25 protein-coding genes are annotated in these 26,077 nt (G+C 65.9%); 13 read left to right on the forward strand and 12 right to left on the reverse strand.

All coding sequences use genetic code 11. The features are described from left to right. Positions 1 to 4: 4 nt before the first annotated feature. On the reverse strand, positions 5 to 763 hold the full coding sequence (locus EEB15_RS00370) for a class I SAM-dependent methyltransferase (protein WP_141507545.1): 759 nt from the start codon (positions 761 to 763) through the stop codon (positions 5 to 7). Positions 764 to 822: 59 nt separating this feature from the next. On the opposite strand from EEB15_RS00370, the gene EEB15_RS00375 reads away from it, so the two are divergent. The 7 genes from EEB15_RS00375 to EEB15_RS00405 all read left to right on the forward strand — a co-directional run bounded on the left by EEB15_RS00375 (position 823) and on the right by EEB15_RS00405 (position 7,283). After that, positions 823 to 1,422: a TetR/AcrR family transcriptional regulator gene (locus EEB15_RS00375; RefSeq protein WP_141507546.1), complete on the forward strand. Its 600-nt coding sequence runs from the start codon at positions 823 to 825 to the stop codon at positions 1,420 to 1,422. Positions 1,423 to 1,503: 81 nt separating this feature from the next. After that, positions 1,504 to 2,508: an NADP-dependent oxidoreductase gene (locus tag EEB15_RS00380; protein WP_141507547.1), complete on the forward strand. Its 1,005-nt coding sequence runs from the start codon at positions 1,504 to 1,506 to the stop codon at positions 2,506 to 2,508. A gap of 14 nt (positions 2,509 to 2,522) precedes the next feature. Further along, the gene (locus EEB15_RS00385) at positions 2,523 to 3,347 is read left to right on the forward strand and encodes an oxidoreductase (protein ID WP_141507548.1); all 825 of its coding nucleotides are present in this window, start codon (positions 2,523 to 2,525) and stop codon (positions 3,345 to 3,347) included. 183 nt (positions 3,348 to 3,530) lie between these two features. Further along, positions 3,531 to 4,445, forward strand: coding sequence for a sensor histidine kinase (locus EEB15_RS00390; protein ID WP_158289950.1), 915 nt, complete (start codon positions 3,531 to 3,533; stop codon positions 4,443 to 4,445). Positions 4,446 to 4,470: 25 nt separating this feature from the next. After that, complete coding sequence (locus EEB15_RS00395) at positions 4,471 to 5,100, forward strand: response regulator transcription factor (RefSeq protein ID WP_141507550.1); 630 nt, start codon at positions 4,471 to 4,473, stop codon at positions 5,098 to 5,100. A gap of 194 nt (positions 5,101 to 5,294) precedes the next feature. Then, entirely contained in the window at positions 5,295 to 5,660 is a 366-nt protein-coding gene (locus EEB15_RS00400) for a DUF4148 domain-containing protein (RefSeq protein WP_141507551.1), read from the forward strand. Positions 5,661 to 5,720: 60 nt separating this feature from the next. Next, positions 5,721 to 7,283 (forward strand): phospholipase D family protein, encoded by a 1,563-nt coding sequence (locus EEB15_RS00405; RefSeq protein WP_158289951.1) that lies wholly within the window; start codon positions 5,721 to 5,723, stop codon positions 7,281 to 7,283. Position 7,284: 1 nt separating this feature from the next. On the opposite strand, the gene EEB15_RS00410 is transcribed toward EEB15_RS00405, so the two are convergent. After that, complete coding sequence (locus EEB15_RS00410; protein WP_141507553.1) at positions 7,285 to 7,803, reverse strand: Lrp/AsnC family transcriptional regulator; 519 nt, start codon at positions 7,801 to 7,803, stop codon at positions 7,285 to 7,287. Between the two features lie 187 nt (positions 7,804 to 7,990). On the opposite strand from EEB15_RS00410, the gene EEB15_RS00415 reads away from it, so the two are divergent. From EEB15_RS00415 to EEB15_RS00425, 3 genes are read left to right on the forward strand one after another with little or no spacing between them, the layout of a single operon-like run. Beyond that, complete coding sequence (locus EEB15_RS00415) at positions 7,991 to 9,007, forward strand: 1-aminocyclopropane-1-carboxylate deaminase (RefSeq protein ID WP_141507554.1); 1,017 nt, start codon at positions 7,991 to 7,993, stop codon at positions 9,005 to 9,007. A 57-nt stretch (positions 9,008 to 9,064) separates the two neighbouring features. Then, complete coding sequence (locus tag EEB15_RS00420) at positions 9,065 to 10,048, forward strand: tripartite tricarboxylate transporter substrate binding protein (RefSeq protein ID WP_141507555.1); 984 nt, start codon at positions 9,065 to 9,067, stop codon at positions 10,046 to 10,048. Further along, complete coding sequence (locus tag EEB15_RS00425; RefSeq protein ID WP_370283252.1) at positions 10,045 to 11,577, forward strand: amidase; 1,533 nt, start codon at positions 10,045 to 10,047, stop codon at positions 11,575 to 11,577. The genes EEB15_RS00420 and EEB15_RS00425 overlap by 4 nt, the downstream gene beginning before the upstream one ends. Positions 11,578 to 11,587: 10 nt before the next feature. On the opposite strand, the gene katG is transcribed toward EEB15_RS00425, so the two are convergent. The 6 genes from katG to EEB15_RS00455 all read right to left on the reverse strand — a co-directional run bounded on the left by katG (position 11,588) and on the right by EEB15_RS00455 (position 17,974). Beyond that, a complete protein-coding gene (gene katG, locus EEB15_RS00430) occupies positions 11,588 to 13,777 on the reverse strand; it encodes a catalase/peroxidase HPI (RefSeq protein ID WP_141507557.1) in 2,190 nt (729 codons plus the stop codon). Positions 13,778 to 13,906: 129 nt separating this feature from the next. Next, positions 13,907 to 15,085 carry a M20 aminoacylase family protein gene (locus EEB15_RS00435; protein WP_141507558.1) on the reverse strand — a complete coding sequence of 393 codons (1,179 nt, stop codon included), beginning with the start codon at positions 15,083 to 15,085 and terminating at the stop codon, positions 13,907 to 13,909. Beyond that, positions 15,079 to 15,453: a helix-turn-helix domain-containing protein gene (locus tag EEB15_RS00440; protein WP_141507559.1), complete on the reverse strand. Its 375-nt coding sequence runs from the start codon at positions 15,451 to 15,453 to the stop codon at positions 15,079 to 15,081. Before EEB15_RS00440 ends, EEB15_RS00435 begins: the two co-directional genes overlap by 7 nt. 118 nt (positions 15,454 to 15,571) lie before the next feature. Continuing rightward, positions 15,572 to 16,078, reverse strand: coding sequence for an Lrp/AsnC family transcriptional regulator (locus EEB15_RS00445; RefSeq protein WP_141507560.1), 507 nt, complete (start codon positions 16,076 to 16,078; stop codon positions 15,572 to 15,574). Between the two features lie 67 nt (positions 16,079 to 16,145). Then, positions 16,146 to 17,072, reverse strand: coding sequence for a glyoxylate/hydroxypyruvate reductase A (locus tag EEB15_RS00450; protein WP_141507561.1), 927 nt, complete (start codon positions 17,070 to 17,072; stop codon positions 16,146 to 16,148). Positions 17,073 to 17,074: 2 nt separating this feature from the next. After that, complete coding sequence (locus EEB15_RS00455; RefSeq protein ID WP_141507562.1) at positions 17,075 to 17,974, reverse strand: GNAT family N-acetyltransferase; 900 nt, start codon at positions 17,972 to 17,974, stop codon at positions 17,075 to 17,077. Positions 17,975 to 18,215: 241 nt separating this feature from the next. On the opposite strand from EEB15_RS00455, the gene EEB15_RS00460 reads away from it, so the two are divergent. The 3 genes from EEB15_RS00460 to EEB15_RS00470 are packed head-to-tail and all read left to right on the forward strand — an operon-like array spanning position 18,216 to position 20,533. Next, on the forward strand, positions 18,216 to 18,884 hold the full coding sequence (locus EEB15_RS00460) for a haloacid dehalogenase type II (protein WP_141507563.1): 669 nt from the start codon (positions 18,216 to 18,218) through the stop codon (positions 18,882 to 18,884). A gap of 1 nt (position 18,885) precedes the next feature. Then, a complete protein-coding gene (locus EEB15_RS00465) occupies positions 18,886 to 19,245 on the forward strand; it encodes a cupin domain-containing protein (protein WP_141507564.1) in 360 nt (119 codons plus the stop codon). Between the two features lie 4 nt (positions 19,246 to 19,249). Continuing rightward, on the forward strand, positions 19,250 to 20,533 hold the full coding sequence (locus EEB15_RS00470) for an FAD-binding oxidoreductase (protein ID WP_141507565.1): 1,284 nt from the start codon (positions 19,250 to 19,252) through the stop codon (positions 20,531 to 20,533). A 17-nt stretch (positions 20,534 to 20,550) separates the two neighbouring features. Here the strand turns inward: EEB15_RS00470 and EEB15_RS00475 are convergent, their stop codons facing one another. The 4 genes from EEB15_RS00475 to pcaB all read right to left on the reverse strand — a co-directional run bounded on the left by EEB15_RS00475 (position 20,551) and on the right by pcaB (position 26,075). Beyond that, on the reverse strand, positions 20,551 to 22,182 hold the full coding sequence (locus EEB15_RS00475) for a tannase/feruloyl esterase family alpha/beta hydrolase (RefSeq protein ID WP_141507566.1): 1,632 nt from the start codon (positions 22,180 to 22,182) through the stop codon (positions 20,551 to 20,553). A gap of 193 nt (positions 22,183 to 22,375) precedes the next feature. Beyond that, positions 22,376 to 23,431, reverse strand: coding sequence for a helix-turn-helix transcriptional regulator (locus EEB15_RS00480; protein WP_141507567.1), 1,056 nt, complete (start codon positions 23,429 to 23,431; stop codon positions 22,376 to 22,378). 3 nt (positions 23,432 to 23,434) lie between these two features. Further along, a complete protein-coding gene (locus EEB15_RS00485) occupies positions 23,435 to 24,634 on the reverse strand; it encodes an MFS transporter (RefSeq protein ID WP_141507568.1) in 1,200 nt (399 codons plus the stop codon). 94 nt (positions 24,635 to 24,728) lie between these two features. Further along, positions 24,729 to 26,075 carry a 3-carboxy-cis,cis-muconate cycloisomerase gene (gene pcaB / locus EEB15_RS00490; protein WP_141507569.1) on the reverse strand — a complete coding sequence of 449 codons (1,347 nt, stop codon included), beginning with the start codon at positions 26,073 to 26,075 and terminating at the stop codon, positions 24,729 to 24,731. Between the last annotated feature and the right edge of the window lie 2 nt (positions 26,076 to 26,077).

Genomic DNA, 26,077 nt, shown 5'->3' on the forward strand with positions numbered 1-26,077 from the left:
CCCTTCAAGCTACCCGCCCGTACACAATTCCCCAGTTGACGAGCGTTCCTGAAAGCTTGCCGTCGGCATTGCAGTGCGCCGAAACCGTGTCTGCGAGCCGTTTGCGATAGCCCTCCAAGTCGGCGGAGACCCGGTCGTAAAAGCCGCCGTACAGGTACGACAGCTGACTCCGGTACAAGTACTCGACATCAAAAGTGGCCGGCCCACCAAGCCGCAATCCATCCACATTGCTGAAGCCGCAGGCCGCTAAACGATCGGCGCCTCCGAGCTCCTTTACGCTCCTGCTGGCCCCAACCTTGCCATAGGTGGCGTTCAAGTTGGCGAGCCCCCGGTACCAGGGCTGATTCTGGATTGTCATCAGGGTGTGCGTGACCAAAACCTTGCCCTGCGGCTTCAGGTTGCGCTTCACGAGTCTTTCCAGGCTTTGCGGCTCGACCCAGTGGATAGCGGAACCGATCACGATGTGGTCAACAGGTTTCGCCAGAGAAATGTCTTCGTTGTTGACGTCGTGCAGCAGATAGGTGATGCCCGGCATGGCAATGCTGTTGTCCAACATCCGCTGGGAGCCATCGACCGCGTACACGCCCCCGCAGAACCGTGAAAAGCCCGAGGCCAATTCGCCGCGCCCGCAGCACAGATCCAAGAGGCAAGAATCCGCGGTCAGCCCCAGCTTCTGCGCGGCGGTGGCGAAGAAACTCGGTGCGTAAGCAGGCCGCCACTTGTAGAAATCGGCTATCTGCGAATGAGCTTCAATCGTCATCATTCAATTATGGCGCTCGGTTCGCTGCGAAGAAAAACCCGGCATGTTTTCCGAAATCATGTATGATGCGTGTCATGCGAAACGAAAAACACAGCGCCCGAACAGCTGCCAAGGAAGCCTCGCACGAACGCATCGTGTCGGTCGCGGCGCGGGCGATCCGGCGTAGCGGCTACGACGGCACGGGCGTTGCCGACATCATGAAAGAGGCAGGCCTCACCCATGGCGCGTTCTACGCCCACTTCCCGTCCCGCGAGGCCATGCTGGCCGAAGCGGCGGACCGGGCCTGCACCGACGTGGCCGCCACGGTGGCCAATTTCGTCGCAACGGTGCCCGCCGAAAAGGCGTTGGCAGCGATGGTTCACGCCTATCTCTCGCCGCAGAGCCTCGCCAACGTCGAGTCGGGCTGCCCCCTGCCGGCGCTGGGCTCCGAAACGCCGCGCCAGGCACCGGCAGTGCGGCGCGCAACGACCCGCTACGTCAAGGCGATGGTCGATCTGGTCGCCCGCCAGTCGCCCGACTGGGGGCAGGCCGGCGCCCACGAACGCGCACTCTTCACCGTCGCGGCCATGGTGGGCACGCTGCTGCTGGCCCGCGCCGTCGACGAACCCGCGCTGTCGAACAGTCTGCGCGAAGCCACGCTGAAGCACCTGGTGCCTGCCTGAATCACCAGGACCATTCGCCTTTTTCGCTCGCCCCAATATATGACGATCATCATGCAAAACGCCAATCAACAAGGAAAAACCATGAGGGCATTTGTCCTGGAACGCTACGGCAAAAAGCGCGAGTTGCGCCTGGCAACGATGCCGGCGCCGGAACTTCGCGACGATGAGGTGCTGGTCCAGGTGCATGCCGCCGGCGTGAACCTGCTGGACGCCAAGATCCGCAACGGTGAGTTCAAGCTCATCCTGCCTTATCAATTGCCGCTCATCCTCGGCCACGACGTGGCCGGGGAGGTCGTCAAGATCGGCTCGCGCGTGCGGCAGTTCAAGGTCGGCGATGAGGTCTACGCGCGGCCCGACGACTTTCGGATCGGAACGTTCGCCGAGCTCGTCCCCGTGAAGGAGGCATCACTGGCGCACAAGCCCAAGGCCCTCACGATGGAACAAGCCGCTTCCGTTCCCCTGGTGGCGCTGACCGCGTGGCAAGCGCTGGTCGAGATCGCCAAAGTGAAGAAGGGGCAGAAGGTCTTCATCCAGGCGGGCTCGGGCGGCGTGGGTACGTTCGCCATTCAGCTGGCCAAGCACCTGGGCGCAACCGTTGCCACGACAACGGGCACGAGCAATGTCGCGATGGTGAAGAGCCTGGGCGCCGATGTCGTCATCGACTACAAGACGCAGGACTTCGAGGAGGTCCTCAAAGACTACGACGTCGTTCTGCACAGCCAGGACGCCAAGACGCTCGAAAAATCCTTGCGCGTGCTCAAGGCCGGGGGCAAGCTGGTCTCCATCTCCGGGCCGCCCGATCCCGCGTTCGCCAAGGCGATCGGGGCGTCATGGCTGGTGAAACTGGTCTCGCGTTTGCTGAGCGCGGGCGCGAGACGCAAGGCAGAAAGCCGGGGCGTCGCCTACTCCTTCCTCTTCATGAAGGCGAGCGGCACCCAACTGCGCGAGATCACTCGCCTCATCGATGCCGGCGCCATCAGCCCGGTGATCGATCGCGTGTTTCCCTTCGAGTCGACCAACGAAGCCCTTGCCTATGTCGAAGGCGGCCGCGCCAAAGGCAAGGTCGTCATTCAGGTCAAAAATTGAAACAGGAGATTCCCATGAAATCCAAGAGTACTGTCGCCATCGTTACGGGCGCCTCGTCGGGCATCGGCGAAGCCACCGCGCATCGCCTTGCCGTGGCCGGCTACAAGGTTTACGGCACCAGCCGGCGGGGAACGCAATCGAGCGGACAACCCTTCGAGATGCTGCCCCTGGACGTGACCAGCGACACATCGGTCGAAGCGCTCGTCAAGGAAGTGGTGCGCAGCGAAGGCCGCATCGATCTGCTCGTGAACAACGCCGGTTTCGGCGTCGCGCCGGGCGGAGCGGAGGAAAGCTCGATCGAACAGGCGCAAGCCATTTTTGACACCAACTTCTTCGGCCTGATCCGCATGACGCGCGCTGTCTTGCCTCATATGCGACAGCAGGGCAGTGGCCGCATCATCAACATGAGCTCGGTGCTCGGCTTCCTGCCCATGCCGTACGGCGCGCTGTACGCCGCCACCAAACATGCGGTCGAAGGCTATTCCGAATCGCTCGACCACGAGTTGCGCACCAGGGGCATCCGCGTGAGCGTGGTCGAACCGGCGTATACCAAGACGCCGTTCGACGCGAACTTCCTCGAGCCCGACACCAAACTCGACGCCTATCGCGACGCCCGGGTCGCCGTGAACCAGAGGGTCAAGGAAGTAATGGCCACCGCGGACGCGCCCGGCGTTGTCGCCGAGGTCGTGCTGAAGGCCGCCCGTGCGGCAAGCCCGAAACTTCGCTACACGGCCGGTGTGCTTGCAGGCCGCCTGCGGCTGCTTCGCACTTACGCCCCAGTCGGCCTGATGGACGCCGGGATTCGCAAAGACCTTCGGCTCGACGCCGCGGCCCGATAGCCATCGATGTCAACGCCTGACAGCGCGGTTCAAGACCGAGAGTTCGGTCTTGCGCACGCCAACGCCGCACTCAAACGCTCGCTCGACCTGCTGGCGAACGAGTCGGACCTGGACGGATTCCTTGGCCGTGTGCTCTGCGACATCGGGAGTCGACTCGATGCGCCGCACATCTTGATGTGGCTCATGGACGGCAAGTCGGGCACTGCGGTGCCGAGGCTGGCCTGGTCGGAGGCGTGCGGCCCCGGCAGCGCTGACGACCTGCTGGCGCCCGACACAATGGACGCGATGCTGGCGGTCGTCGAGCGGCTTGATCCCGGCGAGCTTCCGGCCGTTCACGCCACGATGCTTCACCTGCCGCTCTTGATCGGAGACGACCATCTCGGCGGCATCTCAGCGCTGTTGGCGCAAACCGGGCAACCGTCTGTTGCCGAGATTGCGTGGGTTCAGGCGCTGGCCCACCAGGCCACCCTGGCGCTGCGGCTCGACTTCCTGTCGACCGAACGTGAAGCCGCGGCCGTGTTGAAAGAGCGCGCAAGGATCGCCCGCGAGATCCACGACGGAATCGCCCAGACACTCATCGGGATCAACCGGCACTTGCACGGTGCCTTGGCGCATACCGACTGCCCGGCGGTTGCCAGCGCCATCGAACTGGCAAAGGACGGCCTCGCCGAGGCACGTCGCACGATGAAGGCGCTCGGGCCTCACCAACTCAGCAACATGACGTTCCTCGACGCGGTTCAAGAAGTCGCCCGGAAAGTCATTCCGCAGCAGATCGAGTTCCTGCTTTCCTCGACAGGAACATGGCCGGCGCTTCCGCCCGAACGGGAAAGCAACTTGTTCCGCGTGGTCCAGGAAGCATTCAACAACGTCGCGAAGCATTCGTCCGCCACACGGTTGAACCTCGAAGTTTCATCGGCGCCTGGCGAGGTGAGCATCCTCATCCAGGACAACGGGTGTGGCTTCGACGTTCGTGGCGGGGCAACCGGCGTTGGCCTTGCGAACATGCGCCACAGAATGGACGCGATCGACGGGTTCTTCCAGCTGGTGAGCGCCCCCGGATCCGGTACTCAGGTCCTAATCCGTCTGGCTTGCGCTTGAGCCTGATCACAGGCACTTGAAACCCATGGCCCCGAAAAAGATAAGAGTCCTGGTCGCCGATGACCATCCGGTGGTGCGCAAGGGCTTGGTGGAGATGCTCAATTCCGATGCACGACTGGAAGTGGCCGGCGAAGCCACGAACGGGCTAGAGGCCGTCGAGCGTTACAAGAGCAGCCGCCCGGATGTCGTCATCATCGATCTGTCCATGCCGGAGATGGACGGCATCCAGGCCATCGAGGCCATCCGCGCGTTCGACGCGAAAGCCAAGGTCATCATCATGACCGCTGCCGACGGTGATGACGACATCTACCGGGCCCTGCGCGCCGGTGCCAAGAGCTACCTTTTGAAGGATGCGACGGATGAAGAGGTCATCAAGGCCACCCTCCTGACGATGGACGGGCAACGGTATCTGGCCCAAGGCGTTGGTGCGAAGCTGGCCGATCACTTGAACTTCATCCAGCTGTCGGAGCGCGAGCTGGCCATCCTCAAGTTCATGGCCGATGGGCTGAGCAACAAGGGCGTCGGCCGCATGGCGGGTATCACGGAAGGCACGGTGAAGTTTCACGTCAACAACATTCTCACCAAGCTGCAGTGCGCTTCGCGGACCGAAGCCGTTGCCCTCGGCCTGAAGCGCGGACTCATCAAACTGGACTGAGGATGGGCCAACTGCCCTATCCAAAGACAGGGAGCAACCCACAGCGAACGCATGGTGCGGTTGCGCGAATGGGAAGCGAAACTTCCCGCTGCAAGAAGGAAGCTCGCGGAGTTGTCTCCGCGCCGTGCGCAGCCGCGCTGTTCCCTCTTCATTGATTGCTCACCCTCTACTTCCAACCACCAAGGACTTCTCTCATGAAAGCAACCCGCACCCTGCTCGGCGCCGCCGTACTCGCGGTGATCTGCGCCACCTCTGTCAACGCGCAAACTGAATCGCGCGAGCAGGTCAAGGCCGAAACGAAGGCTGCCGTCAAGGCTGGAGCCATCCCCGCAAGCGAGACGCCCAACCAGCAACCGGCCTTGAAGTCCACCAAGACACGTGCCGACCGCAAGGCCGAAACCAAGGCGGCGAAGGCGAAGGGCGAAGTCAACAGCGGCGGCGAAGCAAATCCGGCCGACGGAAAGGCCAAGTCTGCGGGCCCGACGGCCAAGCGCAGCGATGTGAAAGCGGAGACGGTCAAGGCCGTCAAGGCCGGCCAGACCACTTCCGGCGAAAAGTAAAGCCTGAAAAAGCGTGCGGGGCTCGAAGGCTTGGGAAGAGCGAGGCCGATGAGGGTCGCCATGCCGCTTCCATGGCGCTTTCTGCTGCTGGCCCTCGCGACACTGGTCGCGGCCTGCGGCTCCTTGCCCCCGCGCGGCGATGTGCCCGTGTCACGGGCCATCGCCCATACCGCCGACACCCCTTTGGCGCGGGTCGCCGAATCGAGCCGGCCCATCGAGGCCGCGCCGTCCGGATTCCAGTTGCTGCCTTTGGGCGAGTTCGCCTTCGACGCGCGCGTGGCTTTGGCGCGCCGGGCCGAGCGCTCGTTGGACCTCCAGTGCTACTACATCGGCCGCGACGAAGCGGGCCACGCGTTGCTGCGTGAACTCCGCGACGCCGCGCAGCGTGGCGTGCGGGTGCGCCTGCTGGTGGACGACTTGCACGCCGCCGACGTGGACGACCTGCTGGCCGGGCTTGCCGCGCATCCCAACGTCGAAGTCCGCCTCTTCAACCCGATGCCGCTGCGCCGCGGCACGGCGTTGTTCCGCCTTCTATTGTCGAAGGGCGAATTCCAGCGGCACAACCGACGGATGCACAACAAGCTGTTCGTGGCCGACAACGCCGTTGCCATCTACGGCGGCCGCAACGTGGCCGACGAATACTTCATGAGGAACCACGAGGCGAACTTCATCGACCTGGACGTTCTCTCCACCGGCCGCGTGGTGGCCGATCTGTCGGACGGGTTCGACCGCTACTGGAACAGCGAACTGGCATGGCCGGTGCAGGCGGTCATGGGCAAACCCGCCGACGCGGCGAGCGCTCGGCAGAGGTTCGATAGTGCGGTGGCCGATGCGCAGATCGACCCACCCGAAATCCCGGCGGACCCAATGGGCCATGCGACGATCGAAAACCAGCTGCAGGAGGGGCGCTTGGTGATGGCCTATGCCACGGCGCAGGTGCATGCCGACCCGCCCGAAAAAGCGGAAAGCCGTGAGCTGATCCTGGAGCCGACGCAGGCCGTACGCGGGTTGCTGGACGCCTTTTCCGCCGCCCGGGAAGAGGTGGTGCTCGTGTCGCCGTATTTCGTGCCGAACGCGATGGTCGGCATGCCGCTGCTGCGCACTGCGCGCGAGAACGGCATCCACGTCGTGCTGATCACCAACTCGTTGGGTTCCACCGACGAGCCGGTGGTACACAACGGCTACTCGATCCATCGCGTGGAAATGTTGCGCATCGGCATGGAGCTGTATGAAGTCAGCCCGACGCAGGCCCGTCAATCCCGCCGCTTCGGCGACTTTGGCCGCTCGATTCCGAGGTTGCATGCCAAGGCGGCGATTGTCGATGGCCAACGCCTGCTTGTCGGCTCCGCAAATCTCGACGTCCGCTCGGCGGTGGGCAACACCGAGCTAAGCGTCGTGATCGACAGCCCGGCGCTGGCAGGCGAGTTGACCGCCAGGATGGCCAGCGACCGTTTCTCCAGCGTGTACAAACTGCGCCTGTTGCCCGACCAGAAGACAATCGAGTGGACGCACACCGACGAGCAAGGCCAGGTTCGCGCGACCACCGATGAACCGGACAACGGCCTGTGGTTGCGCGCGAAGCTGTGGTTGCTATCGCTGCTGGTGAATGAACGCGATCTGTGACCTAAGCGATCGGCAGTTCGGTCGTCGAAAGCACCTGCTTCAAGACGACGAAGGTGCGGATCTGCCGCACCCCAGGAAGAAAGAGCAGTTCCGCCGCATGCAGGCGATTGAATGACTCGTTGTCCTGCGTGCGGACCGTCACGAAGTAATCGAACTCGCCCGTCACCACGACGCATTCCAGGCAGCCGGGCACCTTCTGCACAGCCTTCTCGAAGTCGGCGAAGGACTGCGGCGTGGAGCGGTCGAGCACCACGCCGATCACCACCATCATCCCCAGGTTCAGCGGCGCGGGGTTCAGCAGGGCGACGATGCGCTGCACGAAGCCCAGCGACTTGAGCCGCTCCACGCGGCGCAGGCAGGCGGCCGGGCTGAGATGCACCTTGGCCGCCAGGGCCACGTTGGAAACCGATGCGTCGCGCTGGAGCAATCGCAGGATCGTGCGGTCGACGCGATCCAGCTGCGAAGGCGCGGCGGCGGCCTCCTTCGGTGGACGCACTTTTATTCTGGATTGGGTCGCCATGGCACAACTCCTGGAAGTTATCGAGGTCAGCGTCTCAATATTAATCGCAGAGAACCGATCACATTGCAACCCTGTTGCGCGGCTGCCCAGATAGCATTTCATTCACTACCTCAAGCAACTCGCCGGCATGCCTTCCATCTTCGCCAGCTGGGATTCCTGGATCTCTCCAACCGACCACACGACTGCCATGAACCTCGACAAGTTTCCTCGCCACCCGCTCACCTTCGGCCCCACGCCCATCCAGCCCTTGAAACGGCTTAGCGCCCACCTGGGCGGCAAGGTGGAGCTCTATGCCAAGCGGGAAGACTGCAACAGCGCCCTGGCCTTCGGCGGCAACAAGACGCGCAAGCTGGAGTACCTCATCCCCGAAGCGCTGAAAGGCGGTTACGACACGCTGGTGTCGATCGGCGGCATCCAGTCCAACCAGACGCGGCAGGTGGCCGCGGTGGCCGCGCACCTGGGCCTGAAGTGCGTGCTGGTGCAGGAGAACTGGGTCAACTACTCCGACGCGGTGTATGACCGCGTGGGCAACATCGAGATGTCGCGCATCATGGGCGCGGACGTGCGGCTGGATGCGGCCGGCTTCGACATCGGCATCCGGCCCAGCTGGGAGCAGGCGATGGAAGACGTGCGCCGTGCCGGGGGCAAGCCGTACCCCATCCCGGCGGGATGTTCGGAGCACCCGCTGGGCGGCCTGGGCTTCGTTGCCTTCGCCGAGGAAGTGCGGCAGCAAGAGGCCGAACTCGGCTTCAAGTTCGACTACATCGTCGTGTGCTCCGTGACCGGCAGCACGCAAGCCGGCATGGTCGTGGGCTTCGCGGCCGACGGCCGGGCCGATCGCGTGATCGGCATCGATGCGTCGGCCAAGCCGGCCCAGACGCGGGCGCAGATCCTGCGCATCGCCCAGAACACCGCCGAACTGGTCGAACTGGGCCGCCCGATCACCGACAACGACATCGTGCTGGACGAACGCTACGGCGGCCCGGAATACGGCCTGCCGAACGAAGGCACGCTGGAAGCCATCCGGCTGTGCGCGCGGCAAGAAGCCATGCTGACCGACCCGGTGTACGAGGGGAAGTCCGCGCACGGAATGATCGACATGGTCCGCAAAGGCGAATTCCCCGCCGGCTCGCGCGTGCTGTACGCCCACCTCGGCGGTGTACCGGCGCTCAACGCCTACAGCTTCATTTTCCGCAACGGCTAGGGCCTGGCGGGCCCTGGACAACGCGGCCCGGCGCCGCATCGAAAAGGAGAAGGCACGATGATGAAATCAACGCTCTCGAGCGGCGCGATGATGGCCATGGCGCTGGCCTTGCTGGCGCCCTGGGCCAGCGCCCATGCGCAAGCCTATCCGGCCAAGCCGATCCAGCTGGTCATTCCCTTCCCTCCAGGCGGCGCCACCGACATCGTCGGCCGGCTGGTGGGCAAGAAGCTGGGCGAGCGTCTGGGCCAGCCGGTGGTGATCGAGAATCGCGCCGGTGCCGGCACCATCATTGGCGCCGCGTTCGTTGCCAAGGCGCCGGCTGATGGCTACACGCTTCTCATCAGTTCCGGCTCCACCTTCACCGTCAATCCGGCGCTCAACGCCAAGCTGCCCTACGACCCGATCAAGAGCTTCGAGCCGATCGGCCAGGTGGCGCGGGTGCCTCTGCTGGTCCTGGCCCATCCCGGTGTTCCGGTCAATGACTTGAAGCAGTTGGTCGCGGCAGTGCAGCGCACGCCGGACAAGTACGTCTTCGGATCGTTCGGCAACGGCACCACGGCGCACTTCACCGGTGAATTGCTGTGGGGCGCGGCCGGCATCAAGCTGACGCACGTTGCCTACAAGGGCAGCGCGCCGGCAATGAACGACCTGCTCGCCGGCCAGATCCCTTTCACGGTCGACACCGTCGCGGCAGCGTTGCCGCATCTGAACGCGGGGAAGGTAAAGGCCATCGCCGCCACCGGTGCGCGCCGCGCGACCCAGTTGCCCAATGTGCCGACCGTGGCGGAGAGCGGCTTTCCCGGCTTCTCGGCCGACTCCTGGCTGGCCATTGCCGCGCCGAAGGGCCTCGCGGCGGATGTGAGGGCCAGGCTGCAAAAGGCACTGGCCGACACGATGAAGGACGCCGAAGTCCGCGACAAGCTCATCGCAAGTGGGCTCGAGCCCGCCTATGAGCCGGCCGCGGCCGTCGCGGCGCGCATTGAAGACGAGCTCCCGCGCATGCGTGCGATCGCGTTGCGCGCCAACATCCGAGCTGAATGAACATGAGCATAGTCGGCGATGCGTTGGTGACCACTTCCGCAGTCGAACTGCGGCGCATGATCGAGGACCTGCAGATCTCCCCCGTGGAACTGCTCGAAGCCTGCATCGCGCGCATCGAGGCGGTGAACCCGTTCGTCAATGCCATCACTGCCACCTGCTTCGAGCGTGCGCGTAGTGAGGCCAAGGCCGCCGAGCGTGCGGTGCTGAAGGGCCGTCCGCTGGGCCTGCTGCACGGGCTGCCCATCGGCGTCAAGGACCTGGAGGCGACTCAAGGTTTACTGACTACATTGGGTTCCCACTTGTACCGTGACCATGTGCCGGCCGCCGACAACGTACTCGTCGCGCGGCTGCGCGCCGCCGGCGCGATCGTGGTCGGGAAGACCAACGTGCCCGAGCTGGGTGCGGGCGCGAACACGCGCAACGACGTCTGGGGCGCTACCGGCAATCCGTTCAACCCGCGGCTCAACGCGGGTGGGTCATCGGGCGGTTCGGCGGCGGCATTGGCGTGCGACATGCTGCCCGTGTGCACCGGCTCCGATACCGGCGGCTCGCTGCGCATCCCCGCCGCGTTGTGCGGCGTGGTGGGCTTTCGGCCGTCGCCCGGAATCGTGCCGAGTTCGCGCAAGCTGCTCGGCTGGACGCCGATCTCCGTGGTCGGCCCCATGGGCCGCACGGTCGCCGACACCTGCCTGCAACTGGCGGCCTCGGCCGGGGTTTCCGTGGGGGACCCGCTCAGCTATCCGCTGGATCCCGCCGGCTTCCTGCAGCCGCCGGAAGTGGACCTCGGGGCCTTGCGCGTCGGATGGACCGAAGACTTCGGCGCCTGCGACGTCGACCCCGGCATCCGGCAGGCGTTCCGCCGCAAGATCAGCGCGATGAAGCACCTGTTTCGCAGTTGCGAAGAGGTGCGCTTCGATCTCGGCGACGTGCACCGCTGCTTCGACGTGCTGCGCGCGGAAGCGTTCGTTGCGGCCACGCGCGACGCCTATGCGCGCGACCCTGGCAGCCTGGGACCCAACACCCGCGCCAACTACGAGATCGGCGCCGCGATGAGCCTGCTCGACAGCGCCTGGGCGCAGGCCGAGCAGACCCGCATCCTCGCCCGCTTCAACGCCGCGATGTCGAGCTACGACGTGATCCTCTCGCCCACCACGCCCGTGACGCCTTTTCCGTGGACGACGTTGCATGCGGACACGATCGCCGGCGAGCCGCAGGCCAACTACTACCGCTGGCTCGCGCTGACCTACATCGTGACCCTGGCCACGCTGCCCGCATTGAGCCTGCCTTGCGGGGTCGACCATGCGGGGATGCCGTTCGGCCTGCAAGTCGTCGGCCATTTCCGCGCGGACCATCGCTTGCTCGGCACGGCAGCGGCGCTCGAACAGGCCTTTGCCGGCTCCGATGAACTGCGCCGGCCGCGTCCGGTGCTGGGCGAGCTGCGGGCGGTCGAACCCGCGTTGACGTCGATCGTGTCGGCGCCGCCGGACCGGGCCGGTGGTGGGGCTGCCGTCCCTGTTTCAGCGGCCTGACTGCCAAGCCTTACGCAAGATCGAAGCGGTCCAGCTCCATCACCTTCACCCACGCAGCGATGAAGTCACGAACGAAGTGCTCCTGTGCGTCGCGGCCGGCGTAAACCTCGGCCAGAGCCCGCAGTTGCGAGTTCGAGCCGAAGACGAGATCCGCCACCGTGGCCGTCCAACGCAACTCGCCCGTGGCCCGGTCGACTCCCTCGAGCACGCCGTCGATCTGCGGCGCTTTGCGCCACTGTGTGCCCATGTCGAGCAGGTTGACGAAGAAGTCGTTCGTCAGCGTGCCCGGGCGCTGGGTGAACACGCCGTGCTGCGACCCGTCGAAGTTGGCCCCCAGCACGCGCAGCCCGCCGACGAGCACTGTCGTCTCCGGCGCGCTCAGCGTGAGCAGTTGGGCCCTGTCGATCAGCAGTTCGGCCGCGCTGCCCGCCATGCCTTTGCGCGCGTAGTTGCGAAAGCCGTCGGTCAGCGGTTCGAGTACGTCGAACGAGGCGACGTCCGTCTGCTCCTGCGCGGCATCCATTCGTCCCGCGGTGAAGGGCACGGTCACGTCCTGGCCGGCCTTCTTCGCCGCAGCTTCCACCGCGGCGCTGCCGCCCAGCACGATCAGGTCGGCCAGGGACACTTTCTTGCCACCCGTCCGCGCAGCATTGAAGTCCTGTTGCACTTTCTCCAACACGACGAGCACCTCGGCCAACTGCGATGGCTGGTTCACCTCCCAGTCTTTCTGCGGCGCCAGGCGAATGCGCGCGCCGTTCGCGCCGCCGCGCTTGTCGCCGCCGCGGAAGGTGGCGGCCGACGCCCAGGCGGTGCTGACAAGGCTCGCCACCGAAAGACCGCTCGCAAGGATGCGTTCCTTCAGCGCCGCGATGTCCTGCGCGTCGACCAACGCGTGATCGACCGCGGGGATCGGGTCCTGCCAGATCAATTCTTCCTGCGGCACCAGCGGGCCCAGGTAGCGCGCACGCGGTCCCATGTCGCGGTGGGTCAGCTTGAACCAGGCGCGGGCGAAAGCGTCGGCGAAGGCTTGCGGGTCTTCGAGGAAGCGGCGCGAGATCTTCTCGTATGCAGCGTCCGCGCGCAGCGCCAGGTCGGCGGTGGACATCATGGGCGCGTGACGCGTCGCGGGGTCATGCGCGTCGGGCACCGTGCCTGCCCCAGCGCCGCCCTTGGGCGTCCATTGCTGCGCGCCCGCGGGGCTGTGCGTCAGCTCCCACTCGTAGGCGAACAACGTTTCGAAGTACCCATGGTCCCAGCGGATCGGGTTCGGCGTCCACGCACCTTCAAGGCCGCTGGTGGTGGTGTGCACGCCGTGGCCGCCGCCGAAGCCGTTCTTCCAACCGAACCCCTGATCCTCGATGTCAGCGCCCTCCGGCTCGCGCCCGACCAGGCCGGGGTCGCCCGCGCCGTGCGCCTTGCCGAAGGTGTGGCCGCCGGCGATCAATGCCACCGTCTCCTCGTCGTCCATCGCCATGCGGGCGAAAGTGTCGCGGATGTCGCGTGCCGAGGCCAACGGGTCCGCTTTGCCGTTCGGGCCCTCGGGGTTCACGTAGATCAGGCCCATCTGCACCGCGGCCAATGGGTTGGCCAGTTCGCGCTCGCCGCTGTAGCGCTCATCGGCGAGCCACTTGCCTTCCGGGCCCCAGAAGATGTCTTCGCCCGGCTCCCAAACATCGGCGCGGCCGCCGGCGAAGCCGAATGTCTTGAAGCCCATGGATTCCAGTGCCACGTTGCCGGCGAGGATCATCAGGTCGGCCCATGAAATCTGCCGGCCGTACTTCTGCTTGATCGGCCACAACAGCCGGCGCGCCTTGTCGAGGTTGCCGTTGTCGGGCCAGCTGTTGAGGGGCGCGAAGCGCTGCGTGCCGCTGCCCGCGCCACCGCGCCCGTCCAACGTGCGATACGTGCCAGCGGAGTGCCAGGCCATGCGAATGAAGAGGGGCCCGTAGTGGCCGTAGTCCGCCGGCCACCAGGGCTGCGAGTCGGTCATCAGCGCGTTCAGGTCACGGATAACGGCGGCCAGGTCCAGCCCCTTGAACGCCTCGGCATAGTCGAATGCCGGGTCCATCGGATTGGACGACGAGGAATGCTGGTGCAGCACGGACAGGTTCAACTGCTCTGGCCACCAGCCGCGATTGCCCGGGTGCGCGGCCTTCGGCGAAGGGGTGGGGCTGTGAAACGGGCACTTGGACTCGGACATAGATGGCTCCTATTGATTGCTTGCTATTGATAGCAACGCCAGTCTAGGGGCCGGCCGGCCGAACCACAACGCAAACGCTTCAATGGCCCCGATAGGCGATGCCCATCCGCCGCGCCGGACGCGAGAAGATCAGCCCGACGTGGCGAGATGGGCCATTTCGACGAACCATGCCACGCCCAGCGGCAGCACGTCGTCGTTGAAGTCGTAGCTCGGGTGATGCAGTGACGGCGCGGCGGGCTCGCCACGACGGCGGCCCTGGCCCAACCAGAGATAGGCGCCGGGCCTGGCTTGGAGCATGAAGGCGAAATCCTCGGACGTGAACGCAGGGGCGGGCGCCACGCCAGCCTCCAGGCCCACGCTCTGCGCCGCGCGCAATGCAAGAGCAGCCTCGTCTGGCGTGTTCAGCGTGGCCGGGTAGTAGCGGACGTACTCCACTTCGATCTCCGTGCCGGTGGCATGCGCCACGCCTTGCGCCACCTGCCGCAGCGCCGCCTCGATCGTGTCCTGCACCCCCGCATCGAAACTGCGCACGGTGCCCGTGAGCTCGACCGCGGAAGGCAAAACGTTGTGCGACTGCCCGCCGCTGATGCGCGTGACCGACAGCACCGCGTTTTCCGTCGGGGGGATGCGGCGCGAGGTGATGGTGTGCAACTGCGTGACCAGCTCGCTGGCGGCCAGCACTGCATCAGGGGTGCGATGGGGCTGCGCCGCGTGGCCGCCCCTTCCGCGAACGACGATGTCGAAGCGGTCTGCCGCCGCCATGATCGCGCCTGGGCGTGTCTGGGCCGTGCCGGCGGGCAGCTCCGGCCAGTTGTGCAGCGCGTAGACCGCATCGCAAGGAAAGCGCTCGAAGAGGCCGTCCTGCACCATGGCGCGCGCGCCGCCGCGGCCTTCCTCGGCCGGTTGGAAAATGAAGTTCACCGTTCCATCGAAGTCCCGCGTGCGTGCCAGGTGACGTGCCGCGCCGAGCAGCATGGCCGTGTGCCCGTCGTGCCCGCAACCGTGGTGCACGCCGGGGTAGCGGCTGATGTGGGGCCGCACGCCTTGCTCGACGATGGGCAGCGCGTCCATGTCGGCACGCAGTCCGACGCTGCGGCCTCCGTTGCCCGAACGCAGGACGCCCACCACACCGGTGCTGCCGATGCCCTCGTGCACTTCCAGGCCCAGCTCGTGCAGGGCGGCGGCGACGATTTCGGCGGTGCGGTGTTCCTCAAAGGCGAGTTCCGGGTGGGCATGCAGATCGCGCCGCAGCGCGACCAGGTCGGGGATCAGGTCCGCGATCTCCTGCGATCGCGCGGCGCTCAGCATGCGGCTTGCGGCTGGCGCGTGGCCGTCACCATGTACTGCCCGGGCGTCATGCCGAACACGTTCTTGAAATGGCGCGAGAGGTGGCTCTGGTCATAGAAGCCCGCTTCGCTGGCCGCGGTGGCCGCCGGCATGCCATCGCGCATCAGGGCTTGCGCGCGCTCGAGGCGCAGCCGGCAGATGTAACGGTGCGGCGCCACCCCCACCTGCTGGCGGAACACCGTCGCGAAGCGCCACATGCTCAGGCCCGTCAACGCGGCGAGCTCCGACAGCGTGAGCGGCTGGTTCAGGTTCTCGCCGATGTGGTGCAGCACGCCTTGGATCGCGGCGGCGGAGCGGGCGGATGCAGGGGTGCGGGGCGGAGGGCTCATGCTGCAAGCGTAGGCCGCTCGCGCCGAACATGGCACCGCATGCATGCAGCAAGGCAGCAGCAAATGTCGAATCGGAATGCCGCGCGGGCATGTCATGCCGGGCTTGCCGGCCTGGGCTCTACGCGTGCGGTGGCTGGATCAGCCGCTCGATCGGGTAGTAGTTCTTGATGAACGGCGTCTTGATGACGATGTAGCTGAAGTACTTCTCGATGCCGATGTTCGCTTCCAGCAGCCCTTCGATGATCTCCTGGTAGTGGTTCACGCCGCGCGTGATGAACTTCAGGAGGTAGTCGTAGCCGCCGGAAACCAGGTGGCACTCCACGATCTCGTCGATCGGCCGGATGCTGGTCTCGAACTTGACGAAGTCATCGCGCTTGTGGTCCTGCAGCGTGACCTCGGTGAACACCAGCAGCGTGTCGCCGAGTTTTTCGAGCCGGATCTGCGCGCCGTAGCCGGCGATGTAGCCCGCCTGTTCCAGGCGCTTCACGCGAACCAGGCATGGGCTGGGGGAAAGGCCCACAGCGTCGGCGATCTCGACGTTGGTGGCCCGGCCGTTCTTCTGCAGGTGGCACAGGATCCGCAGGTCGAGACGGTCGAGTTTGGGGTTGCCGGTGGAGGTATTCATCTGTTCCTCTTTTATGCAACATCCAAGCCAGAGTCAAGCTATCGGGTCGATTGACGCTGTCGCAGCTTCAATAGCCCTGCGAGCGATCCACCACGCCTTCGAGCGGCAAGCCCGCGTCATGGCGGCGCAGATTGTCGAGCAGTGCCTCCGCGGCCGTCTCCGCCTGGGTGGCGCTGGCGACGTGCGGCGTGAGCCAGATGCGCGGATGGTTCCAGAACGGGTGGCCCTGCGGCAGCGGCTCGGGTTCACACACGTCGAGGATGGCGGCCGAAAGCTGGCCACGCTCCAGGGCCGCCAGCAGGTCGGGCTGCACCAGGTGGCCGCCGCGTGCCGCGTTGACCAGCGAGGCGCCCGGCGGTAGGGCGTCGAAAATGCGCCGGTCGAGGATGCCCCGCGTTTCGGGCGTCAACGGCAGCAGGCACACCAGGATGTCGGTTCGGGCCAGAAAGTCACCCAGCTCCGCCTCGCCCGCAAAGGTGCGAATGCCCGGATCGTTGCGGCGCGAGCGGCTCCAGCCGGCGCAGTCGAAGCCGAGCTGGCGTAGTTGCGCGAGCGCCGCCCGCCCGAGAGTGCCCATTCCCATCACGCCCACGCGGCGCGAGGACGCCGGGCGCACGGGATGTTCCTTCCACTCGCCGCGTTGCTGCTGCTCGCGGTATTGCGGGATGCCGCGATGCAGCGACAGCACCGCCCAGCTCACATATTCGCACATGCAGGCCGTGAGGCCGGGCTCCACCATGCGCACGACCTGCAGCCCAGGCGGGAGCGCGGAGAGGTCGAACTGGTCCACGCCCGCGCCCACCGAAAACAGGATCTCCAGGTTGGGAAAAGTTTCCTCGAGCCGCGCCGGCGGCTCCCAGGCAGCGAGGAAGCGCACCTGCGCGGCATCGCCGACATCGGGCCAGAAGCAAAAGGGCAACTGCGGCATCTTGCGCGCGAATTGTTCGGCCCAGATGGCGCCCCGCTGCGCGGGGCCTTTGTAGAGAAAAGTCATCGTCAGCCCATGGATTGGCTGAGGAGCGCCCAGCCGTCAACGGCGGGGCCGCGCTCCAGCGGGCCGTTGCGCACCATGGTCGTGACCGTGTCCACCCGGGGCAGACCCTGCGCTTCGAGCCATTCGGGCAAGCCGCTGGAGGCGTCCACGTCGATGCGCACGAACTTGCCGGCATAGCGGCTGCACCAGTGGCCGACCAGCGCCTGCGCGCTGGTGAGATCGGGCGCCACGACGGGACCGATCAGATGGCCGCGCCCAAAGCGCCGCACGATGGAGAAACCCACGGCTTCGCCGCCGCGTGCGAGCACCACCGTCTCGCCTTCGGCCAGCAGCTGATGCAACGCGGCTTCGCGCGGCATACCCGCGGCACGGGCATCCAGGGCGACGAGTGTCTTGGCGTCGTTGCGTCCCAACGGGCGCAGCCGGTCGCCGGGGGCCAGTGCCACCAGTTGCGCTGGCGCGGCCAGGCCCTGGTGCTGCCGCACCTCGCCCACGATGTCGAAGCCCATCCGTTCATACAAACCGCGACCTTCGGCGGTGGCGTGCAGCAGCACCGTGCGATCTTCGATGCCCGCCATCACCGCGTGCATGAGGTGCTGGCCGATGCGCTGCCCCTGCATCCGAGGCGACACCATCACATGGCCCACCGATGCGTGCTGCTTGCCAAAGGGCCAGTGCAGCGCGGTGCCCACCAGTTGGCCATCGCGCAGTGCCGCCACGCCCAGGCCATGCGCGAAGCTGAAGCGCCAGTCTTCCACGCGGTGAGGCCACTGGAACTCGCGCGACAGCGCCTGTGCCGCCTCCAGGTCGTCTTCCCTCAGCCGGCGAAGCGTCACGCCGTCGGGCAGTGCGCGGCCCACCGCGGCAAGCGCGGCCTGAGGAATGAGCACGTGTTCGGACATGGCGTTATCCCTTCAATACTTCATTGTTTGACACATTGCTCGTGATGATGCGCGGCCCGGTGGGACGGCGGCTTGTACGAATTTGGCGTGGACGCTGCCCCGGTGCAGAACGGCACAAAGCGCCAGCGCGGCCCCTCACATCCGGAAAATGCTGCGCACCCGCGCCGCAGAACCGCAACATCTGCGGTGCCGCTTGCCTAGCATTGGTTCACTTGCCACTCTATCCACCCGCGAGACCACCATGATCTTCAAACCCAAGTACATCAGCTTCGATTGCTACGGAACCCTCATCTACTTTCGCATGCACGAAGTGGCGTACGCCATTGTGGGCGAGCAGTTGCCGCCCGAGCGCATGCAGCAGTTCATCCAGGACTTCAGCGCCTTGCGCATGGACGAAGTGATGGGCGACTGGAAGCCTTACGACCAGGTGCTCAAGTCCGCCTGGGCGCGCGTCTGCAAGCGCCACGGCGTCGCGTACCGCGACGAAGACGGGCAGAAGTTCTACGACGCCGTGCCCACCTGGGGCCCGCACACCGACGTGCCGTTTTCGCTCACGCGCGTGGGCAACAAGATCCCGCTGGTGATCCTTTCCAACGCGATGAACGAGCAGATCGACTCCAACGTCCGCAAGCTGGAGGCGCCCTTCCACAAGGTCTACACGGCGCAGGACGCCGGCGCCTACAAGCCGCGCCTGCAGGCCTTCGAATACATGTTCGATCAGCTGGGCTGCTCGCCCGACGACATCCTTCATGTTTCCTCCAGCCCGCGCTACGACCTGATGTCGGCGCACGACATGGGCATCAAGAACAAGGTGTTCGTCAATCGCGGGCACGAGCCGACGCCGAACGCGTTCTACTCGCACGTGGAGATCCGCGACATCAACGGCTTGCCGGCGCTGGTGGGGCTTTGAAATGAGCAACCTCACATTCTTCAAGCTGGACAACCTCGGCCCGGGCCGCGAAGGCGCACCCCTGCCGGAACGGTTGATCGAGGGCGATCCGCGCTTCTTGAACTGGGACGTGGAACAGACGGCTGACGGCAAGTTGCGCACCGGTGTGTGGGAAGTGACGCCCGGCACGATCCGCTCCATCAAGGGCGGCGTCTGGGAGTATTGCCACATCCTCTCCGGCGTGTCGGAGCTGATCGAAGACGGCAAAGAGCCCATCCGCATCCAGGCCGGCGACAACTTCGTGATGAAGCCAGACTACGTGGGCAAGTGGCGCTGCATCGAGACCACGCGCAAGATCTGGATCATCTACGGCAGCGCGTGACCCCATGAAGCTCGAATCGTTCTGGACGGACACCACCCCCGCCTTCGAAGGCCGCAAAGACGCGTTGCCCGCCAAGGCCGACGTGGTGGTGGTCGGTGGCGGCTTCACCGGCCTGTCGGCCGCCCGCGCGCTGGCGCTGCGCGGCGCGAGCGTCGTGGTGGTGGATGCGGGATCGGTCGCTGCCGAAGCGTCCGGGCGCAATGGCGGCCACGTGAACAATGGCCTGGCGGTGGACTACGCCACGGTCGCGGCGCGCGTGGGCACCGAGCGCGCGGCGGCCTGGTACCGCGCGTACGACAACGCCGTCGACACCGTGGAGCGCATCGTGCGCGACGAGGCGATCCAATGCGATTTCCGTCGCGGCGGCAAGCTCAAGCTCGCCTCCAAGCCCGCGCACTACGACGCTTTGGTGATGGGCTTCGAGCGGCTGCGCCGGGAAGCCGACGCGCAGGTCGAGCTGGTGGCGCCGGAGCGCATCATGAATGAAGTCGGCTGCGACCGTTTCGCGGGCGGGCTGCTGTTCAAGAAGAGCGCGCAGATGCACATGGGCCAGTTCGGCCATGGGCTCGCGGAAGCGGCGGCAAAGCGCGGCGCGCAGATCTACGACCACACGCAGGTTCAGCGGCTGCAGCGACTGAACGGCCATGCGCACCGCGTGCACACCGAACGCGGTTCCATCGACGCAAGCCAGGTGCTGCTGGCTACGGGCGCGACGCGCCTGGGTGCTTATTCGAGCTTCTCGTTCTGGCGGCGCCGGATCGTGCCGATCGGCAGCTTCATCATCGTGACCGAGCCGCTCGACGCCAATGCCCTGACGTCGCTGCTGCCGAAGCGCCGCACCTACACCACGACGGACACGCTGCACAACTACTTCCGCACCACGCCCGACAACCGGCTGGTGTTCGGCGGGCGCGCGCGCTTCGCCTTGTCGAGCCCGCGCTCGGACGCCAAGAGCGGCCACGTGCTGCGCGAGCAATTGGTGGCGATGTTCCCGCAGCTGCGCGACGTGCGCATCGACTACTGCTGGGGCGGCATCGTCGACATGACGCAAGACCGCCTGCCGCATGCCGGCGAGAAGGACGGCCTGTTCTATTCGATGGGCTACAGCGGCCACGGCACGCAGATGTCGGTGCATATGGGCGAGTGCATGGCCCGCGTGCTCGCGGGCGACCTCGGGGCAAACCCCTGGCGAAATAACCCCTGGCCGGCCATCCCCGGGCACTTCGGCCCGCCGTGGTTCCTGCCGGCCGTCGGCCTGTACTACCAGGTGAAGAACAAGTTCGCCTGAGGTCGGAGTCCACGCCATCAAGTGGCTGAGCAGGTGAAGCTCTCCGCCTTGCTTGGATCCCCGGTTCCGTTGTAGCGGGGAAACTTCGGATACTCGCACACGGGGCGCTGCAGTACGGGCGTGCTGCCGCCGGGCGCGAACTGGGTGTCGATCAGTTTGTCGGGGGCGGCGCTCTTCTCCACCCACGTGTCCATGGCCGCCAAGAGGTCGATCGCCCGTGGTTCGGTCGCGCCGTCCAGGTTGTGGCCCACCGACGGCGAGGTGAGCATGCGCGCAAAGCCTTGCACCATGGTCGCCCCCAGTCGCTGCCTGACCGAATCAAGATACTCGACCGTGCGGTACATCGAAACGCAAGCGTCGGACACGCCGTACCAGATCAGCAGCTTGCCGCCGTTGCCGGCAAAGGCCGAGAGATCGGGATCGGTGGCGTCGATCATCTGCGCGAGGCGAAAGTACTCGGCCTGGAACTTGGTGGGGTCGTGGTCGAGGAGGCTGAGGTTGGCGTTCCGTTCCACCAGCCGCGCGGCTTCCTGTGCCGCCATGAAGTTGAAGGAATCGCGTGCCTCGAAGCTGGTGCCGAACATGTATGCCTGCCAATCCGAGGTGGCCGCGCCCCCACGCCCGTAGCGCGGATAACCACGGGCACCGTTTGCCAGCGTGACCGGCGTGTCATGCGAGGTATAGATCAGGCGGATGGATTCGATCTGGCCGGGGGTGAGGCACGATGCGTTCTCCGCCCCGGTGCACAGCAGATCGGTTGGCACGTAGTGGCAGGCCTCCACATTTCCGATGATGCCGTCCTTGAGGCCGTCGAGCGAGTCGCACGCGGCCGTTTCAGCCCGGGCGTAGAGCGCAATCTTTTCGGCACTCAGCCAGTTCTCGGGTTTGGAGAAGATGTGCCTGAGCACCGTAGGGCCGAGGTTGACCTGGTGGGCTTGCTGGCTGATGGCGGGCTCCATCACGATCACGCCGTCATAGTCCTTGGGATACTTCTGCGTGGAGGCCAGGCCCGAGCGTCCGCCATTGGATTGGCCCATGTGATAGCGCCGGGTCGGGCGCTTGCCGTAGAACTCCGCGGCAATGGCGGTGCCGACCTCCAGCACGTAGTGGTTGGCATCGAAGGCGTGGTTGCGCAGTGCGACATCGCTGTTGCCCCAGGCAAAGGACTGGACCTGGTGCCCCGAGTCCGAGCTGATCTTGACGTAAGGGTTGGCGGATGGACCCACCAGCATCTGGTACCAGGGATCGTCCGTGGGAATGAACCCGTCAAAGGCTCCGCCGCCGATGGTGAGAGTCTTCCCATTCCACTGCCTTCCCTGCGGCAACTCCACGGCCCAGCGGATGGTGGACTCGGGCGACGAAACGATTTCGCCGCGCACGATGCAAACCTCGGGCAAAGTGCTCTCCGGCTTGCGGATCTCGGTGCTCGTGACTTTGGCGTTGTGCGGCAAGGCGCTGGCGCGGTAAGAGGTGCAGGCTTCGGCCAATGGCCTGGCCATCAGATCGGCGCTGCCGCCGTCCCCTCCGCAGGCTGTCAGGCCCAGAGCCGCCAGCGCACTCCATGAGGCCCAGCGCAGCCAAAGGCGATGGGCGGGTTTCGGACTAAGCTGGTTTCGCGGCGCGCCAGCGGTCGATTTCTTGGGGAACATGCGTCAGGTCTCCTGCGGTCTTGAGATGGTGTGTCAGGAGCCCGGCGTGGCCTCGCGAGCTCCTGCCGGTACGGTAGGAGAGAAGCCCGCCCGGGAACCCTCTGCAAATGCAGACGGTAGGGAAACTACCGAACCGGTGTACTGGCGACGATGGCGAGAGGGACTGCCGCGCCCCATCCACACCGTCTGCTCATCACTCCCTGCGGAGCGCGGCCACCAATTCCACCTTGTTCTGCACACCGAGCAGGGCATAGGCGTTGCGCAAGTAAGTGCGCACGGTGGCCGGAGTGAGGCCGAGTGTGGCGGCAATGTCCTTGTACGAATGGCCCTGTGCATAGAGCATGGCCGCGCCCAGTTCCCGAGGGGCCAAGGGGGAGTTGTGGTGGCGTGAAGGGATGGTGATCGCAACCAGCGGACCGCAGGGCTCCAGTCGCAGGCGGCAGGCCATGCCAATCGCCACCGTGCGGGGCAGCTTCCTGCCGATCGAGTCCATCAGGTCGGGCGGCAGTGCCGTGCCGGACCACTGCGGAAAGGCCGCATCCAGCGCCATGCCCACGCGCAGGCCCATGAACAGCAACTTGCCATCTTGGTCTGCCAGGGCATAGCTGTTCCAGGGCAGGCCTGCATGGGGCTGTTGCAGCCCCTCGAGGACACGCCTCCAGTGGAGCCGCAAATGCGAGACGAACTCGCCAAACAGCACCGCTTCCTGCGCGGAAAACGGAGCAGACGATGACATGCGGTACACCGAGACAAAAAACATCAGCCCGCTTTCCGGCAGGTCGACCGTGATCGCTATGCAATGAAACAGGCCATGCTTCCTGGCGAATGCCTCGATCTCAGGCGATGCCGCGCCGGGCTCCGGAGGCCCGTTTTCCATGAGGACCATGCCCAACCGGCGCATGGACTGCCGCGCGAAATCGTCGGCTGTGGAGAGCTGGTTCCACTCCTGCGCAAACCCCTTGCTGAGTCCTATGCTGCCGTGCATCCAGTTGCGCGGTGCGGCTTTCGAGCTGCCCCCCGACACCTCGCCCCACCATGCAGTGTCGAACGGCACCAGAGTGCGCAGGATCAATAGCGCATCGTGCAGCAGAGTCTGGGGCTTCGCCCTCTGTACCAGACCTGTCAGTTGCAGCAGGCTGGCACTGAGCGCACGCAGGGGTGCGTCCATCGGGGCTTCCTCCACGCCAAAACGGCTGCTCCCCCCGACGTAGTTCGACGTGCTATCCGGTTCACGCATGCACACGCCCATTCTTCAGTGTCTATGGACGGCTTGGCGCGACCGTGGAAGTTGCCGGGTCATGCGCAGCGTCAGCGCCATGCCGATGGCCACGCCCGCCAGCACGGTCGGGAAGAGCGCTTCCAACCCCAGCGAATCCAGCACCATGCCCGCCAGCAGAGGGCCGGACGCGAGACCGGCGGCGAAGGCAAGGCTGGCGATGCCCATCAGTCGGCCGGTCTTGTCACGACCTGCAACCGCCGCGAAGACGTACGGGACGCTGAAGTTCCAGGCCAGCGACAGCACGCAGCACCCGGCCGCGAAACCGATCGGGTTGCGCGCACCATGAAGCAGCCCGGCGCCCAGCAATATGCCCAGGTAACCCGCGACCAGCAGCGGGCGGTGCGGCAACCGGTTGCCGACGAGAAAAGCCAACGCCGCACCGACCAGCCCGGCGACGGTGGCGCCGGCCAGGATCTGGGCCACCCGGACTGGCGCTGTGTCGACCGCATATGCGGCGGCAAAGGGCCACACGGCACCCACCACCAGGTTGAACATCAGCGCGAAAGCCAGCGGCAAGGCGACCCCGTTTCGGTCGGCCGCCGGGGCCGCCGCGGCCCCGGGCTGTGCCGGCGGCATCCGCGCAGGGCCAACGCGGGAGAACAGGCGCGCCGTCAAAATGCCCACCACCCCGAGCGCCGTGCTCACGAGGAAAACGCCGCGCACGCCGTGTTCGGAGTCGGGCAGCGCGGCCAGGCCGACGAGCAGCGCGGCTCCGCTGGCCAGTTGGACAAAGGTGACCAGGGCATACAGCCGATCCGGGTTGCGCGCCCGGGCGGCCAGGCTCATGCCCAGCACCATCAGCATTCCCGCACCGATGCCGGCGATGCCGCGCGCGCCGACGTATTGGGCGAAGGAGGCCTGTGCCACGCACGACAACAGGCTGCCGGCGATGAACAGCGCATAGGCCCAGCGGGCCACGCGCTCGGCATCGGCGCGGCCAATCCAGGCGGCCGCCGGAAGCGAAGCGAGGCCCATCGCTGCAAGTTCAACGCTGAAGGCAGCGCCGGCTTCGCTCGCGGACAAATGGGCATCGTGCTGCAGGGACGCCTCGACGAGCGGCGCCACGTTGAGCATGACGACCGCCACCGAGGTCGCCAGCATGATGGCCATGGTTTGCGCGCCGCTCAGGTCGGTGGGAGATCCTGGCTCCGGTTGGCGGGCGGGGGTGTGCATCGGCGTCGCGGCAGTGGCTGGTCAGTATAGCTTTCCACCCTCCGCCGAAACCGATCCCACCGGGTCTGTGAAAAGGCGATAACCGTGTGGCTCCTCAGCGCAGCGAAGCAAGCACCCGGTCAACCATCACGCCTGACTGCCCCAGGTAGTTCGCCGGATCGCACAGCTTGGCAAGCGCCGGGCGGCCCAGGTGCTTGTTGATCTCCGGGTGCGCGGCGAGCAGGTCGAGCAAAGGGCGTTCCTGCTTCACGGCTTCGCGGCAGATGTCGTAGACCAGGTCATGGGCGTACTCGCGGCCGATGTGGCGGCCCAGACCCATCATCACCGCTTCGCTCATCACGAGGCCATGGGTCATGTCGATGTTGCGCCGCATCGCCTTGGCGTCCACTTCGAGGCCCTCGAGCACGAAGCGCGACTGCTTCAGCGCGCCCGCCATCAGGCAGAACGCTTCCGGCAGCACGATCCACTCGATCTCCCACGGGCCAGTCGATCGCTCGTGGTCCGCCACCATCGCGTCCATCAGCGCGGCCGAGTGCTGGCGAACCACGGAAATGGCGGCATGGATGTAGCAGCTGGAGATCGGGTTGCGCTTTTGAGGCATGGTGCTGCTGCTTCCGCGGCCGTGCGCGTAGGGCTCGTAGACTTCGCCGACTTCGGTTTGCATCATGAGCTTGACGTCCATGCTGAGCTTGCCGAGCGTGCCGCCCACCAGGCCCAGGAAGGCGCCCACTTCGGCGATGTTGTCGCGGATGGTGTGCCAGGCGATCACCGGCTGCTTCAACCCCAGTTCCGCGCAGAGCCCCGCTTGCGTTTCCATGGCGCCGGTTTCGAGCGACGCCAAGGTGCCCGCAGCGCCGGCGAACTCACCGACCAGCACGCGTTCGCGCAGTTGTGCGAGCCGCTCGCGATGCCGCTCGATGGCGGAGAGCAGGCCGGCCATCTTGTAGCCGAAGGTCACGGGGATCGCCTGCTGAAGATTGCTGCGGCCGATCATCGGCGTGTCACGGTGCTTCCTCGCATGACCGGCGAGGGCGGCCGAGATCGCCTTCAGCTCGCCATCGACGATGTCCAGGCCCTCGCGGATCTGCAGCACGGTGGCCGTGTCGGTGATGTCCTGGGTCGTGGCGCCCCAGTGGCAATACTCGCCGAGCTTGTCGCGGCACAGGGCGTTGAGCTGCGACACGACGCCGAGAATCGGGTAGCCGATCCGCTCCGTCTGCTGGCGCAGCTTCGCCATGTCGATCTGGTCGAGGTGGCAGTGGCTGATGATCTCGTCGGCAGCGTCTTGCGGGATCAGTCCAAGCTGACCCTGGACCTTCGCGAGCGCCGATTCGACGTCGAGGTATTTCTGCGTCCGGTTTTCGTCGGACCAGACGTGACGCATCTCGTCGCTCGAGAAGATGCCTTGAAAGATGGCGGAGTCGATGATGGTGGAGGCCATGG

The sequence above is a fragment of the Ramlibacter sp. WS9 genome (genome assembly GCF_003797765.1).
Lineage (GTDB): Bacteria > Pseudomonadota > Gammaproteobacteria > Burkholderiales > Burkholderiaceae_C > Ramlibacter.

Coding starts and splice junctions, on each gene's coding strand:
- EEB15_RS00370 (WP_141507545.1), bottom strand. CDS start 763: ATGATGACGATTGAAGCTCATTCGCAGATAGCCGATTTCTACAAGTGG.
- EEB15_RS00375 (WP_141507546.1), top strand. CDS start 823: ATGATGCGTGTCATGCGAAACGAAAAACACAGCGCCCGAACAGCTGCC.
- EEB15_RS00380 (WP_141507547.1), top strand. CDS start 1,504: ATGAGGGCATTTGTCCTGGAACGCTACGGCAAAAAGCGCGAGTTGCGC.
- EEB15_RS00385 (WP_141507548.1), top strand. CDS start 2,523: ATGAAATCCAAGAGTACTGTCGCCATCGTTACGGGCGCCTCGTCGGGC.
- EEB15_RS00390 (WP_158289950.1), top strand. CDS start 3,531: ATGGACGGCAAGTCGGGCACTGCGGTGCCGAGGCTGGCCTGGTCGGAG.
- EEB15_RS00395 (WP_141507550.1), top strand. CDS start 4,471: ATGGCCCCGAAAAAGATAAGAGTCCTGGTCGCCGATGACCATCCGGTG.
- EEB15_RS00400 (WP_141507551.1), top strand. CDS start 5,295: ATGAAAGCAACCCGCACCCTGCTCGGCGCCGCCGTACTCGCGGTGATC.
- EEB15_RS00405 (WP_158289951.1), top strand. CDS start 5,721: ATGCCGCTTCCATGGCGCTTTCTGCTGCTGGCCCTCGCGACACTGGTC.
- EEB15_RS00410 (WP_141507553.1), bottom strand. CDS start 7,803: ATGGCGACCCAATCCAGAATAAAAGTGCGTCCACCGAAGGAGGCCGCC.
- EEB15_RS00415 (WP_141507554.1), top strand. CDS start 7,991: ATGAACCTCGACAAGTTTCCTCGCCACCCGCTCACCTTCGGCCCCACG.
- EEB15_RS00420 (WP_141507555.1), top strand. CDS start 9,065: ATGATGAAATCAACGCTCTCGAGCGGCGCGATGATGGCCATGGCGCTG.
- EEB15_RS00425 (WP_370283252.1), top strand. CDS start 10,045: ATGAACATGAGCATAGTCGGCGATGCGTTGGTGACCACTTCCGCAGTC.
- katG (WP_141507557.1), bottom strand. CDS start 13,777: ATGTCCGAGTCCAAGTGCCCGTTTCACAGCCCCACCCCTTCGCCGAAG.
- EEB15_RS00435 (WP_141507558.1), bottom strand. CDS start 15,085: ATGCTGAGCGCCGCGCGATCGCAGGAGATCGCGGACCTGATCCCCGAC.
- EEB15_RS00440 (WP_141507559.1), bottom strand. CDS start 15,453: ATGAGCCCTCCGCCCCGCACCCCTGCATCCGCCCGCTCCGCCGCCGCG.
- EEB15_RS00445 (WP_141507560.1), bottom strand. CDS start 16,078: ATGAATACCTCCACCGGCAACCCCAAACTCGACCGTCTCGACCTGCGG.
- EEB15_RS00450 (WP_141507561.1), bottom strand. CDS start 17,072: ATGACTTTTCTCTACAAAGGCCCCGCGCAGCGGGGCGCCATCTGGGCC.
- EEB15_RS00455 (WP_141507562.1), bottom strand. CDS start 17,974: ATGTCCGAACACGTGCTCATTCCTCAGGCCGCGCTTGCCGCGGTGGGC.
- EEB15_RS00460 (WP_141507563.1), top strand. CDS start 18,216: ATGATCTTCAAACCCAAGTACATCAGCTTCGATTGCTACGGAACCCTC.
- EEB15_RS00465 (WP_141507564.1), top strand. CDS start 18,886: ATGAGCAACCTCACATTCTTCAAGCTGGACAACCTCGGCCCGGGCCGC.
- EEB15_RS00470 (WP_141507565.1), top strand. CDS start 19,250: ATGAAGCTCGAATCGTTCTGGACGGACACCACCCCCGCCTTCGAAGGC.
- EEB15_RS00475 (WP_141507566.1), bottom strand. CDS start 22,182: ATGTTCCCCAAGAAATCGACCGCTGGCGCGCCGCGAAACCAGCTTAGT.
- EEB15_RS00480 (WP_141507567.1), bottom strand. CDS start 23,431: ATGGGCGTGTGCATGCGTGAACCGGATAGCACGTCGAACTACGTCGGG.
- EEB15_RS00485 (WP_141507568.1), bottom strand. CDS start 24,634: ATGCACACCCCCGCCCGCCAACCGGAGCCAGGATCTCCCACCGACCTG.
- pcaB (WP_141507569.1), bottom strand. CDS start 26,075: ATGGCCTCCACCATCATCGACTCCGCCATCTTTCAAGGCATCTTCTCG.